Source organism: Arthrobacter globiformis (assembly GCF_030818015.1).
Classification (GTDB): domain Bacteria; phylum Actinomycetota; class Actinomycetes; order Actinomycetales; family Micrococcaceae; genus Arthrobacter; species Arthrobacter globiformis_C.
Genome location: NZ_JAUSZX010000001.1, coordinates 3,638,458 through 3,651,873, shown reverse-complemented (window position 1 = coordinate 3,651,873; position 13,416 = coordinate 3,638,458). Strand labels below are relative to the sequence as shown.

10 protein-coding genes are annotated in these 13,416 nt (G+C 65.4%); 7 read left to right on the top strand and 3 right to left on the bottom strand.

Translation table 11 applies throughout. The annotated features are described in order from the left end of the window. Positions 1 to 130 precede the first annotated feature (130 nt). Both QFZ23_RS17060 and QFZ23_RS17055 read left to right on the top strand, forming a co-directional pair. Entirely contained in the window at positions 131 to 979 is an 849-nt protein-coding gene (locus tag QFZ23_RS17060; protein ID WP_306924697.1) for a hypothetical protein, read from the top strand. A gap of 40 nt (positions 980 to 1,019) precedes the next feature. Beyond that, positions 1,020 to 2,096 carry a 4-hydroxy-3-methylbut-2-enyl diphosphate reductase gene (locus tag QFZ23_RS17055; RefSeq protein ID WP_306924696.1) on the top strand — a complete coding sequence of 359 codons (1,077 nt, stop codon included), beginning with the start codon at positions 1,020 to 1,022 and terminating at the stop codon, positions 2,094 to 2,096. 34 nt (positions 2,097 to 2,130) lie between these two features. Here QFZ23_RS17055 and QFZ23_RS17050 read toward each other — a convergent pair whose 3' ends face one another. Then, positions 2,131 to 3,426 (bottom strand): DNA recombination protein RmuC, encoded by a 1,296-nt coding sequence (locus tag QFZ23_RS17050; protein ID WP_306924694.1) that lies wholly within the window; start codon positions 3,424 to 3,426, stop codon positions 2,131 to 2,133. Between the two features lie 169 nt (positions 3,427 to 3,595). Between QFZ23_RS17050 and ychF the strand changes: the two genes are divergently transcribed. From ychF to QFZ23_RS17030, 4 genes are all read left to right on the top strand, one after another. Next, complete coding sequence (gene ychF, locus QFZ23_RS17045; RefSeq protein WP_306924692.1) at positions 3,596 to 4,681, top strand: redox-regulated ATPase YchF; 1,086 nt, start codon at positions 3,596 to 3,598, stop codon at positions 4,679 to 4,681. A 325-nt stretch (positions 4,682 to 5,006) separates the two neighbouring features. Next, on the top strand, positions 5,007 to 6,785 hold the full coding sequence (locus tag QFZ23_RS17040; RefSeq protein WP_306924689.1) for an ABC transporter family substrate-binding protein: 1,779 nt from the start codon (positions 5,007 to 5,009) through the stop codon (positions 6,783 to 6,785). Between the two features lie 179 nt (positions 6,786 to 6,964). Then, positions 6,965 to 8,506, top strand: coding sequence for an ABC transporter permease (locus tag QFZ23_RS17035; protein ID WP_306924688.1), 1,542 nt, complete (start codon positions 6,965 to 6,967; stop codon positions 8,504 to 8,506). Then, complete coding sequence (locus QFZ23_RS17030; protein WP_373427893.1) at positions 8,503 to 9,639, top strand: ABC transporter permease; 1,137 nt, start codon at positions 8,503 to 8,505, stop codon at positions 9,637 to 9,639. Before QFZ23_RS17035 ends, QFZ23_RS17030 begins: the two co-directional genes overlap by 4 nt. Before the next feature lie 43 nt (positions 9,640 to 9,682). Here QFZ23_RS17030 and QFZ23_RS17025 read toward each other — a convergent pair whose 3' ends face one another. Further along, positions 9,683 to 10,312 (bottom strand): PH domain-containing protein, encoded by a 630-nt coding sequence (locus QFZ23_RS17025; protein ID WP_306924685.1) that lies wholly within the window; start codon positions 10,310 to 10,312, stop codon positions 9,683 to 9,685. Positions 10,313 to 10,391: 79 nt separating this feature from the next. Between QFZ23_RS17025 and QFZ23_RS17020 the strand changes: the two genes are divergently transcribed. Next, complete coding sequence (locus QFZ23_RS17020; protein WP_306924683.1) at positions 10,392 to 12,266, top strand: ABC transporter ATP-binding protein; 1,875 nt, start codon at positions 10,392 to 10,394, stop codon at positions 12,264 to 12,266. 92 nt (positions 12,267 to 12,358) lie between these two features. On the opposite strand, the gene QFZ23_RS17015 is transcribed toward QFZ23_RS17020, so the two are convergent. Further along, the gene (locus tag QFZ23_RS17015) at positions 12,359 to 13,201 is read right to left on the bottom strand and encodes an SGNH/GDSL hydrolase family protein (RefSeq protein WP_306924680.1); all 843 of its coding nucleotides are present in this window, start codon (positions 13,199 to 13,201) and stop codon (positions 12,359 to 12,361) included. Positions 13,202 to 13,416: the final 215 nt, after the last annotated feature.

Below are 13,416 nucleotides of genomic sequence, written 5' to 3'. Positions count from 1 at the left end.
TTTGCCGATGGCCCGACATTTCTTGATCGCCCTACTTTTTCGATCGTGGGACGGCGCGCCTAGGATGGCAGTGTCCTGCCGACCAGCCAGGCACCCGACCAGCCGAGAAACCCGACCAGCTAGGAATCCCTTGCGCTCATTTTTTGCGGCCTTGGCCGTCATCCTTGGTCTTCTCCTCTCCGCCGCCGCGGTTCCGGCCATCTGGGTGGACCGCAACATCGTGCAGGAGGATGGCTTCGTTGCCCTGGCGGCACCACTGGGCAAGGACCCAGCTTTCCAGAAGCGCCTGGCAACCGCCGCCGTCAACAGCATTGAGACCGGCGGCAGCATCCCGGCGCAGGTGGCCGCACTGGTCCGGCCGGTGCTGGAAAGGGCGGCAACCTCCCTCACTGGCCTGCCTGAGTACCCGGCTGCCTGGGAAGAAACGCTGCGGAGGAGCCACCGCCTCAACTTCGCCGATCCGGCCTCCCTTCCGCCCGAGGGAGATTCCAGCACCTCACTGACCCTGGATGTGGCCCCGCTCGTCGCCCTCGCGGCCAAGCAGATTTCCAGCCAGGTGGGTGTTCCGCTGGAGGCGCCGGGCCAGACCCTGGTGAACATCGGCCAGACGAACCAGCGCCAGCTCATAGAACGGGTTACCGCATACTCTCCGCTGGGATACAGCCTGGCCGTCGGTGCCGGGGCGGCATTTCTCCTGGCGCTCGTGACCGCCCGCCGGCGGTGGAAAGCCCTGGCGGGCATAGGCGTGGGCACACTTGCGCTTTCCGGACTGTGGACGCTGGCATCCCGCTGGGCCGCCGACGCCGTCATGGGAACCGCGAGCGGAAACGAAATGGCAGACCTGTTCAAGCGGGAGTTCGTTGCGGCTTCCGCTGCCGGGTTTGCGTCCTGGACGCTGGCGGCGGCGATCGTCGGTGCGGCCCTGGTGGCGGCAGGCCTGCTGCTCAGGGTGGTCGGCGGTCCTGCCGGCAGGCCATGAGCCGCCCAGAGGCCTGCCGCCCAGCCGGTAGCATGGAGCAATGACTTCCTCTGCAGTTTCCCTTTCGATGCCAACCGTCCCGCGCCGGCGGCGTTCGCCGGAGGAAGTGCTCGCGGCGGCACCGGTCCCGGGCCCCAAAAAGGTTCTGCTGGCAGCCCCGCGCGGATACTGCGCAGGCGTGGACCGCGCGGTCATCGCCGTCGAAAAGGCACTGCAGCACTACGGACCGCCCGTCTATGTACGGAAACAGATCGTCCACAACGTGCACGTGGTCAGCTCCCTGGAGGAGCAGGGCGCCATCTTCGTGGACGAAACGGACGAAGTGCCCGAGGGCGCCCTGGTCATCTTCTCGGCCCACGGCGTATCCCCGGCGGTGGTCCAGTCCGCGGAGGACCGCGGGCTGCGGACGATCGACGCCACGTGCCCCCTCGTGACCAAGGTCCACAAGGAGGCCGTCCGCTTCGCCAAGGACGACTTCGATATCCTCCTGATCGGCCACGACGGCCACGAGGAAGTCGAGGGAACCGCCGGAGAAGCCCCGGAGCACATCCAGATCATCAACGGCCCGCACGAGGTGGACAAGGTGACCGTCCGGGACCCGGAAAAGGTCATCTGGCTTTCCCAGACCACACTGAGCGTGGACGAAACGATGGAAACTGTCAGACTGCTCAAGGAACGGTTCCCGACGCTCCAGGACCCGCCCAGCGATGACATCTGCTACGCCACGACCAACCGCCAGGTGGCCATCAAGAAGATCGCGCCCCAGGCGGATCTGGTGATAGTGGTCGGTTCGGCAAACTCTTCCAACTCCGTCCGCCTCGTCGAAGTGGCGCTCGAATACGGCGCCAAGGCGTCGTACCGTGTTGACTTCGCCAACGAGGTGGACGAGTCCTGGTTCGAGGGTGTTGCCACTGTAGGCGTCACCTCAGGCGCGTCCGTTCCGGAGGTCCTGGTCAAGGACGTGCTCCGCCTCCTGGCCGATTACGGATACGACGCCGTCGAAGAGATTGTGACTGCGGAGGAGGACCTCCTCTTCTCCCTGCCCAAGGAGCTCCGCGCCACGCTCAAGGAAGCGGGGGACGTGTCCCGCGCCCTCGGCGGACGCCGTTCTCGCTAGCAGGAGCACGCGAACCGGCGTCCATCCGGCTTCTTTAGGCGGCGTCCTCTTCCTCCACGGTTGACCGCAGTCCGCCGGCTTCCAGTTCAGTCGCTGCCAGCTCCGCGGCGTGCAGGTCATCGCGCTGCCGTGATTCGCCCTGCAGTTCGGGGGCCGCGAGCGAGCGTGGCGTGACCTGCACAGCCGGAGGCGTCACCAGTCCGCTGGCGTCCAGGGCATTCAGTTTCCGCGCGGTGGGAAGCACCCGTGCCTCCAGCGTGCCGACCATCGCGTTGTAACGGTCCACCGAGCTTTTCAGCGAGGACCCCAGCTTGCCCACGTTGTCCCCGAGGGTGCCCATCCGCTCGTACAGCTGCCGGGCAAGTTCGAAGAGCTCGCGTGCACTGTCCGTGAGAACGTCCTGGCGCCACGTGAACGCCACGGACTTGAGCACCGCGAGCAGTGTGCCGGGGGAGGCCAGCACCACATTTTTGGACAGCGCGTGGTCCAGGAGCGCCGGGTCGGCGGAGAGCGCGGCGGCGAGGATGGACTCGGCAGGGACGAAGCAGATCACCAGTTCCGGCGAGTTCCCTGAAATGTCCCAGTACTTCTTGGTGCTGAGGGCGTCCACATGCGTCTTCAGTGCCTTGGCGTGCGCGGCCAGGAGGTTTTGCTGCGCTGCCTGGCTGATCCCGGGCCTGTCACTGGCTGACTGTCCCAGCTCCTGCGCCTCGAGGTAGGCGGACAGGGGGACCTTGGCGTCGACAACGAGCTGCTTGTCGCCCGGCAGCTGGACCACAAGGTCCGGGCGGACGGCGGCCTCGGCGCCTGAGGTGCCGTGGTGCTGCTCATGGAAGTCGACGTGCCGCATCATGCCGGCCGCCTCCACGACCCGGCGCAGCTGCACTTCGCCCCACTGGCCGCGGGCACTGTTCGACCGGAGCGCCGACTCAAGTGCATGCGTGGACCGCATCAGCTGCTCGTCCGTGAGGCGGGCCTCCTGCAACTGCTGGGCCAGCTGCCCGTACTGTTCAAGCCGGTCCCGTTCCAGCAGGGAGACCTGCTGCTGCACCGCCGTCAGCTTCTCGGCCACCGGCGCCAGGGCCCGCAGGACGCTGGCGTCCTGCTCACGCGACGTGCCCAACTCCCGGTTCTGGGCGGACAGGAGCTTCCGCTCGGCATCCGCGGCAGCGAACTGGGCGCTCACCTCCGAAAGACGCGCCGAAACGCCGTCGAAATCCGCTTCCAGGGCGGTGCTCCGGCGGCGCAACACCACGTACACCGCGCCCGCGCCGGACACGGCGCCCAGCAACAGCATTAAAAGGGCCAGAATGACTGCAAAAGGTTCCATGCCTTCACTGTGGCACGGGGCTGTGACATTTATTGTGAAGGCGACACCTGGCGGCACGCACAGGACAGGCGCACAGGACAGCGGCACGGAATGCCGGACGCGCGAGAACGGGCGCCCGGAGAAGATAGCGGCACGGGGTGCGGGGACCGAACAGGTAGAATCAATGTCCGTGGCTCTTACTATTGGCATCGTCGGACTGCCCAACGTCGGCAAATCAACACTTTTCAACGCACTGACCCGCAACCAGGTCCTGGCCGCGAACTACCCGTTCGCCACCATCGAACCCAATGTCGGCGTCGTGAACCTGCCCGACCCCCGGCTGCAGCAGCTCGCCGGGATCTTCGGCTCGCAGCGCGTACTGCCCGCGGCTGTCTCCTTCGTTGACATCGCCGGCATCGTCAAGGGCGCCTCCGAAGGGGAAGGCCTGGGCAACCAGTTCCTCGCCAACATCCGTGAAGCGGAAGCCATCGCCGAGGTGGTGCGCGTCTTCGACGACCCCGACGTCATCCACGTCGACGGCAAGGTCGACCCCCGCTCGGACATGGAAACCATCAACACCGAGCTGATCCTCGCCGATCTGCAGACCATCGAGAAGGCCATTCCCCGGATCGAAAAAGAGGTCAAGATCAAGAAGCGGGAGGCCGCGGAGCTCGCTGCCATCAAGGCTGCGCAGGCGGTGCTGGAGCGCGGCGACACCATCTACTCGTCCGTCACGAGCGACAAGCTGGAGATGGAACACCTCAAGGAGCTCAGCCTTCTGACGGCCAAGCCCTTCATCTACGTGTTCAACGCGGACGAGGGAATCCTCGGCAGCGAGGAGAAGCAGGCCGAGCTGCGCGCCATGGTTGCTCCGGCCGACTGCATCTTCCTTGACGCCAAGCTCGAGTCCGACCTGGTGGAGCTGGACGAGGCCGAGGCACGCGAAATGCTCGAAATGAACGGGCAGGACGAATCCGGACTGGACCAGCTGGCCCGCGTCGGATTCCACACGCTGGGGCTGCAGACCTACCTCACGGCCGGGCCCAAGGAGGCACGCGCGTGGACCATCCACCAGGGCGACACCGCGCCGCAGGCAGCCGGCGTCATCCACTCGGACTTCCAGCGCGGCTTCATCAAGGCTGAGGTTGTCTCCTTCGAGGACCTCATCGATGCCGGTTCCATGGCGGAGGCCAAATCGCGCGGCAAGGTCCGCATCGAAGGCAAGGAATATGTCATGGCCGACGGCGATGTGGTGGAGTTCCGCTTCAACGTGTGAGTTTCCACTGAGGTACTCAGTGATTGAGTATTAACGGCGAAAAGCCCCGATCCTTTGGATCGGGGCTTTTCTGTGATTGGCTCCCATACCCGCCGTGCAACCGGGCGTCAAGGAAAAACACTGCGGACTTTTCGTCCGGCAACAGCTTGGTTGCATCTCGATAACAACCTTTACTGAGGGACAACTTTCGGACCGCAGGTGTCGCCTTCGGGTCTAGGCTACTTGTCATGTGAGACTCGCCACATCTCACTGGGGGGATGTAGCGGGTCTGGCCGGCGCCCACAGCGAAGGTCTTTTCCACACTCACAGAAACATAGGAGGCGGAATGCGATTCAGTCGTATTTCCAAAGCAGTAGGCGTTGCAGCCGCGGCTGCACTGGCGCTCAGCGCCTGCGCGAGCACCAATGGCGGGACAACCCCGTCCAGTAATGCGGCCGGCAAACAGGGGGGAACAGCCACTGTAGTTGAGGTCAACGCGTTCAACACCTTCAACCCCAACACGGCCGATGGCAACACTGACATCAACTCGAAGGTCAGCTACGCCACACACTCCGGGTTCTACTACATCGATAACCAGCTGAACATCGTCCACAACGACAAGTTCGGCAAGATGGAAAAGACGTCTGACGATCCGCTGACCGTCAAGTACACCATCAACGAAGGTGTGAAGTGGTCGGACGGAACGCCCGTCACCGCAGCGGACCTGCTCCTGCAGTGGGCAGCCTTCTCCGGGTACTACAACGACGCCGACGCCGAGGGCAAGGCGGGGACATCCTACTTCTCCTACGCCGGCGACCCCACAGGCTTGAAGCTCACCGATTTCCCCGAAATCGGCGACAACAACCGTTCCATGACCATCAAGTACTCCAAGCCGTTTGCTGACTGGGAGATCGCGCTGGGCGGTCCGGGCATTGATATTCCGGCCCACGTCCTGGCCAAGAAGGCCGGCCTTGCCGACACTCAGGCGTTCATCAACCACCTCAAGAGCCTGCCCCGCGGCGACTCCAAGGCGCCGAAGGCCGCCGATGCCAAGCTCAAGGCCATGTCCGACATGTGGAACACCGGCTTCGATTCCAAGACCCTGCCGAGCGACCCGAGCCTGTACCTCTCCAACGGCCCCTTCGTTGTCCAGAGCATTAACCAGGACCAGTCCCTGACCATGGTCCGCAACAAGGACTACAACTGGGGCCCCGAGGCCAAGCTGGACGAGATCACCGTCCGCTACATCGGTTCCTCCCCGGCCCAGGTCCAGGCGCTGAAGAACGGCGAAGCTGACATTATCGCTCCGCAGGCCTCGGCTGACACCCTCGAGCAGCTCAAGGCACTCGAGAGCCAGGGCGTCACGGTGGAGCAGGGCAACCAGCTCTCCTATGACCACATCGACCTGAACTACTCGGGGCCCTTCGCCGACAAGAGCGTCCGCGAGGCATTCTTGAAGACGGTTCCGCGCAAGGACATCGTTGACAAGATCATCAAGAAGCTCGACCCCGAGGCAAAGCCTTTGGACTCGCAGCTGTTCGTTCCCGCGCAGCCGGCCTACGACGCCTCCGTGCAGGGCAACGGTTCCTCGGCCTTCCAGGATGCGGATGTTGATGGCGCCAAGAAGCTCCTGAACGGTGCGACCCCCGAGGTCCGCATCATGTACAACAAGGACAACCCGAACCGTGTGGACGCGTTCTCGCTCATCCGCGAGTCCGCAACCAAGGCCGGCTTCAAGATCGTTGACGGCGGACTCGGCGCCTCTGACTGGGGCAAGGCCCTCGGCAAGGGCGGCTACGACGCCACGATCTTCGGCTGGATCAACCCGGGCGTCGGAGTCTCCGGAGTGCCGCAGATCTTCCGCTCCGGCAACGGTTCCAACTTCAACAAGTTCAGCGATCCTGAAGCCGACAAGCTCATGGACGAACTCATTGTGACGACTGACCGCAGCAAGCAGGATGACCTGACCAAGCAGATCGACAAGAAGATCTGGGCCTCGGCATACGGTCTCCCGCTGTTCCAGTCGGTTGGTGTTGACGCCTACAGCGACCGCATCACCGGCGTGAAGTTCATGCCGAACCAGACGGGCGTCTGGTGGAACTTCTGGGAGTGGGCCGAGAAGTAGGCCCGTGCCACGAAGTGCAATTAACTAGGTGAGGCGCCGGGACCATGCACCACGGTCCCGGCGCCTTGCAGCGCCATCTCCCGGCAGCGCCCTGTGTTGGCAGCACAAGCAGTAAGGCGCCGCCAAACACGCGACCGGTCCGGGCAATCCCTGGACCCGAATCCTGAGGTTCTATCACAATGGTGACCTACATAGTCCGGCGGCTCGTCACCGCCGCACTCATCCTTCTGGGCGCATCCTTCCTGGTGTATCTGCTGACCGCCGCATCAGGCGACCCGCTCGCAGAGTTCCGCGCCAGCAGCGCGCCGAACAAGCAGCAGCTCATGGACTCGAGATCTGCGCTGCTGGACCTCGATACGCCGGCGCCCGTGCGGTATTTCAAATGGCTCGGCGGCGCAGCCCAGTGCCTGGTGCCCTTCACCGGCTCCTGCAATCTCGGCAAGAACATCGTCGGCCAGCCCATCACGGACGCCCTCGGCCATGCACTCATTCAGACACTGACACTCGTCACCGGGGCCACCGTTCTGGCCATCCTCGTGGGCATCACGCTGGGCATCATCACCGCCCTGCGGCAGTACAGCACACTGGATTACGGCGTGACCTTCATGGCCTTCCTGTTCTTTTCCCTGCCGATCTTCTGGGTCGCCGTCCTGCTCAAGGAATTCGGCGCCATCGGCTTCAACAACTTCCTCCGTAACCCGGAGATACCCCTGACTGTCTCACTCGGGGTCGGCGCCGTCCTCGGCGCCGTGGCCGTGATCGTGGCTGGCGGCGACGCCAGACGCAGGGCAATCATCGGCGGCATCGTCTTCGCCGCTGTCGCTGCAGTACTCATCTACTTCTCCGTCACGCAGTGGTTCAAGACGCCCGGCCTGGGCCCGGTGGTCATCGCCATCGCCGGGGTGGGCATCGCCTTTGCCGTGACCCTGCTGACCGCAGGCCTGCGGAACCGCAAGGCGCTGCAGTCCACCCTGATCGCCGTCGGCGCGGGAGTGGTTCTCTACTTCGTGCTCCAGCCGCTGCTGAACCAGGCGACGTTCCTGATGATCGTGCTGCTGGCCGTCGCAGCGGTCCTGGTCGGTATGGCCATCGGCTACTTCATGGGCGGCTACGACCGCGGACAGTCCATGCGCGCGGCCGCGATCACCTCCTTCCTCGTAGGTTTCCTCATCTTCCTGGACCGCTTCATGCAGGCCTGGCCCGCGTACTTTAACAACAGCAGGGTCCGGGGACGGCCGATCGCCACGATCGGCGCCGGCACACCAAACATCGAAGGCGACTTCTGGATCCTGGGCATCGATTCGTTCACCCACCTGATCCTGCCCACCACCGCGCTCGTCCTCATCTCCCTCGCCGGGTACACGAGGTTCACCCGGGCCTCCATGCTGGAAATCATGAACATGGACTACATCCGGACGGCGCGTGCCAAAGGTCTTTCCGAGCGGACCGTGGTCATGCGCCACGCCTTCCGCAACGCCCTGATCCCGGTGGCCACCATCGTCGCGTTCGACATCGGCGGCCTCATCGGCGGCGCGGTCATCACCGAGACTGTCTTTTCCGTCCGGGGCATGGGGTTCCTGTTCCTGGACGGTATCCAGCACGTCGACCCGAACCCCGTCATGGGCGTCTTCATCTGCGTCGCCATCACGGCCATGGCGTTCAACCTCATCGCGGATCTCGCCTACTCCGCACTGGACCCACGAGTAAGGGTGAAAGCATGAGCCAGCCCAGTCAGCAGGATGAAATCATGGCGGAGGAGGCCAGTCTGCGGGGGCAGGAAGCTGCCGGCATCGAGCCTGTCTCCGAGGCCAGGGGCCTGAGCCAGGGCCAGATTGTCCGCAAGCGGTTCCTCGGCCACTCCGGCGCCATCGTCGGCCTTGCCGTCTTCGCCATCATCTTCGTCATGGCCTTCACGTCCGTGGGCTATGCCGGGATCCCCGGCTGGTGGAAGTACACCCATGAGGCCGTTTCGCCGCTGGTCAACGACGGCACTCCCACTGCTTCGCTGTGGCCGCTGGCTTGGGGGGAGCATCCCTTCGGCCAGGATCGGATCGGGCGCGACCTGTTCGCCATGACCATGCGCGGTGCCCAGCAGTCCATCACCATCATGGTCGTCATCGGCCTTATCGCCGGCCTGATCGGTGTGGTCGTCGGGGCACTGTCCGGCTACTTCCGGGGCTGGATGGAAGCCGTCCTGATGAGGCTCACCGACGTCATCATCATCGTTCCGGCGCTTCTCCTCGCCGCCGTCATGGCACAGCTCGCTGGACGCCGGGATGAAGGCAGCTGGTTTGCGGCCTTCGCCAGCAGTAACGGTGTCCTCGCCCTCGGCATCTTCCTGGGACTGATCAGCTGGGTGGGCCTGGCGAGGCTTATGCGCGGCGAGTTCCTCACCCTGCGGGAGCGCGAGTTCGTCGACGCGGCGCGGATTTCCGGGGCCAGCAACGCACGGATCATCTTCAAGCACATCCTGCCCAACGCGGTGGGCGTGCTGATCGTCAACGTCACCCTCACCATGTCGGCGGCGATCCTTACTGAAACGGCACTCAGCTACCTCGGTGTCGGCGTCAAGTCCCCGGACACCTCGCTGGGCCTGCTCATCTCCCAGAACCAGGAAGCCTTCGCCACCCGCCCCTGGCTGTTCTGGTTCCCAGGCCTGTTCATCGTCCTCATCTGCCTCAGCATCAACTTCATCGGCGACGGCCTGCGGGACGCCTTTGACCCGCGGCAAAAGAAGTTCAACGCCAAGAAGGCCAGGGACGCCGGGGCAACAGTTCCGGAGGCGACGCCGGTGGCGGCCATGGACAGCAGGGCAGATGACGGCCGGACCTCCGGCGGAGACAGGGGAGCCTGACGTGCTGCTGCGACGCCGCGGGCGGGCGCAGCGTGCTTCCTGCCTACAGGACGGCCACGCCCCAGTAGCTAAGCCCGAGAAGGATCAGGGTCGCCGTAGCCTCGAGCCAGCGGAACTTCACGCTGACCGGAGTGGTCTCGGCTGCTCCGGCATCAAGCAGTCCGGCCTCAACCAGCTGCTGCCAGCGTCCGCGGACCAGCTGCGCGGCCTGCCCCGAGTCGGTGGTCTTGAGGTCGCCGGGCCGGACGGAGTTTCCCGGCCCGTATGTGCTGTCCGGCAGTCCCCGAAGGTCCTCGGGGCGGGCGTTGCGTCCGCCCCAGATGCCGGGGGCGGGAGCCGCCCAGGCCCCGTAGCTTCGGCCGGGGGTGACGAGGGTCAGCGCGTACCGCGTGTCCACCTGCACGAGCGCCGCCCATGGCACCGTGATGGCACGGAACGGATTCTCGATGGTGACCCCGGCGTCGTGCACAACCACCGCGGGACGCCAGAACAGCAGCCAGCCCAGGTAGGCGATGAGCAGCAGCGGCCCGGCACCGGCCAGGGCGGGGACTCCGCCCGCCACGACCAGGCCGGCCAGTCCGGCGGCCGCCACGAACCACGAAAATCCGGCAAACCATTTGTTGGTGCGCGCTTTGAAGATTGCGGCGTTTCCGGCATGCGGCACAGTGCTCATGCCCCCAATAATTCAGTATTCCCGGCCGCAGCACTAATCTCAGCTGCTCCGCTGGCCCGGGTGGAAGGAAAACCCCAACATGTCTGACTACATCAGCCCTCACCGCCCGTCGTCGGACCCGCTGGAGCCGGGCTCCATTGAGCCCGGCACTGGACGGCGGAGGGCAGACGGGAAGGGTTCCGTCGTCCTTGAAGTGCGCGACCTCAGCGTCGACTTCGGCGTCGAAAAGAAGTGGGTGCCGGCCGCCGTCGGCCTGAACTATGAGGTCCGCGCCGGCGAGGTCCTGGCCATCGTGGGCGAGTCCGGCTCGGGCAAGAGCGCCAGTTCCATGGCGTTGCTCGGCCTGCTGCCCAGCAACAGCAGGGTGTCCGGGAGCGTCAGGCTCTCCGGCAAGGAGCTGCTGGGCGCGGATGCGGCCAATATCCGCAGCGTCCGGGGCAAGGATGTGGCCGTCATCTTCCAGGAGCCCATGACGGCGCTGAACCCGGTCTACACGGTGGGCGCGCAGATCGTCGAGACGGTGCGCCTTCACAATGAAGTCTCACCGGACCAGGCCAAGGAGCGCGCACTGCGGATGCTCGAACTGGTGGAGCTGCCGGACCCGGTGAAGGCTTTCAAGTCCTATCCGCACCAGCTCTCCGGCGGCCAGCGCCAGCGCGCTATGATCGCCCAGTCGCTGTCCTGCGATCCCAAACTGCTGATCGCTGACGAGCCCACCACTGCCCTGGACGTCACCGTGCAGGCGGAGATCCTGGACCTGATGAGGAACCTGCGCAACAAGCTGGACAGCGCCATCGTCCTGATCACCCACGACATGGGCGTCGTGGCGGACCTGGCCGACCGGATCGCCGTCATGCGCAAGGGCCTGATCGTGGAGACCGGCACCGCCGAGCAGATCTTCCACAACCCGCAGCACCCGTACACGCAGGCGCTGCTTGCGGCCGTGCCGCACCTCGGACAGGGCGGAACGGAAGCCGCGCCGGACGTGGACGTGACGGCAGCGCTGGCCGCCGCCACCCACGCACAGCTCGACTCCGTGGACCACGATGAACTGGTCCGCCGCGAGCGGGAGAACGCGGCGGCCCTGGCAGCCGCCGAAACCAGGGGACCCGTGGGCGAACCGGTCCTGGAGCTGACCGATGTCGCCATCGAGTACCCAAAGCAGGGCCGCGTGCCGGCCTTCCGCGCGGTCGAGGGGGCCAACCTGACCATCCATCCCGGGCAGGTGGTGGGCCTCGTGGGGGAGTCCGGATCGGGCAAGACCACCATCGGGCGCGCCGCCGTCGGACTGCTGCCGGTGGCGGCCGGAACGATGCGCGTGGTGGGCGAGGACATCTCCGCCGCGAAGAAGAACGGTAAGCAGCTGCACCAAGTGCGGCGCCACATCGGCATGGTGTTCCAGGACCCGGCCTCGTCCCTGAACCCGCGCCTGCCCATTGGCGAAAGCATCGGCGAGCCGATGTACCTTGCCGGCGTGGCGAAGGGCGCCGACCTCCAAAAGCGCATCGAGGCGCTGCTGGACCAGGTGGAGCTGCCGCGGAACTACCGGAACAGGTACCCGCACGAGCTGTCCGGCGGGCAGAAACAGCGTGTCGGCATTGCCCGGGCACTCTCGCTCAAGCCGAAGCTGATGGTGGCTGACGAACCGACGTCTGCGCTCGACGTATCGGTCCAGGCCAAGGTCCTGGAGCTGTTCCAGAACCTCCAGCGCGAGCTCGGGTTCGCCTGCCTTTTCGTCACCCACGACCTCGCCGTCGTGGACGTGCTGGCGGACCGCATCTGCGTCATGCAGCGCGGCCGGATCGTGGAGCAGGGCTCCCGCGACCAGATCCTGCGCAACCCGCAGGAGGCCTACACGCAGCGGCTGCTTGCCGCCGTCCCGTTGCCGGATCCGGAAAAGCAGCGCGAGCGCCGGGAATTGCGCGCCCAGCTGCTGCCCACCGGAACGGAGTAGCGGGGTCAAGTAATAGCAAGGGTGCCGGTGACCGCCATCAGGCAGCCACCGGCACCCTTGCTATTTTGTGCTGTGGATGCTGAGACCCGCCCCTAGGAAAGACGCAGCCCCAGCTTCGCGAGCCTGTCACCCAGCAGCGCACCCAGGGCGCGGTGCCCCTCGCCGTTCATGTGGACGCTGTCCTTGAGCTGCGACTCCAGCCCGTAGCGGGTGAGCCAGTCCCCGACGCTGACAAACGGAATGCCGTGGTCTGCGGCGACAGTCCCCAGCAGGGCGTCAACCTCGGCGCGCCGTGCGCCGCCGTGATCCGCGCCCTTGCCCAGCGTTCCCACCATGGCCAGCTTCGCGCCCGGGTACCGCTGTTTGATCGTCGTGATAAGCCGGTCTGCGTTGGCCGAGATCTGCTCGTTGCTCGCCCCTTGCTTGGCGTCGTTTCCGCCGCCTTCGATGAGCACCAGCGGAGGGAAGCCGTAGGGCAGGTGCCAGTCGCCGCGCTGCAGGGCATCGACGTAGTTGCCCGTGGTGCCGTTGGAGGCGACGAAGCCGGTGCCGCCCTTGCCGCAGAAGAAGACGTCATAGCCCAGCCCCGTGAGGGCCCGGCGCGGCCAGCTGGCCTGCGGCTCGGACTGCGAGTCGCCGATCAGCAGCGCGGTGTCGGCAATGTTGCCCACGATTACCTCGTCCCGACCGTTGGCCGGATTGCGGTACAGCGCTCCTGCCGGAAGGCTGGCGGGGTCGACGGCAGCCCCCAGATCGCTCACGACCGCCGAACCGGCGGCCACGGCCTCACCGGGGGCGGCCACCGGGGCGGCGGCACGAGGCGCCGCCGATCCGGCACCGGACGCCGGTTCCATTGCTGCGCCGCAGCCCGTCAAAAATACGCTGGCGGCGATGACCGGGCCAATCAGGAGGGCCCGCGTCGAGGCTTGTAACATCCGTGGACTCCTGGCCTTTTCGAAAAGTGGTCTAGCCAATAGTGGTGGATCACTTTCGGAAAAGCCAGTGATTTTGCTCACATGACGCGCCGCTGGATTCACGATTTGGTAACGGGCCCGGGAATGCGGGAGATGCCCGTTTTAGGCCAATAAATGGCTCAGCGTTTAGACTGGCAGTAGGTGCCCTGTGTTAAGGGTCTGATCCGTCGTGCGTT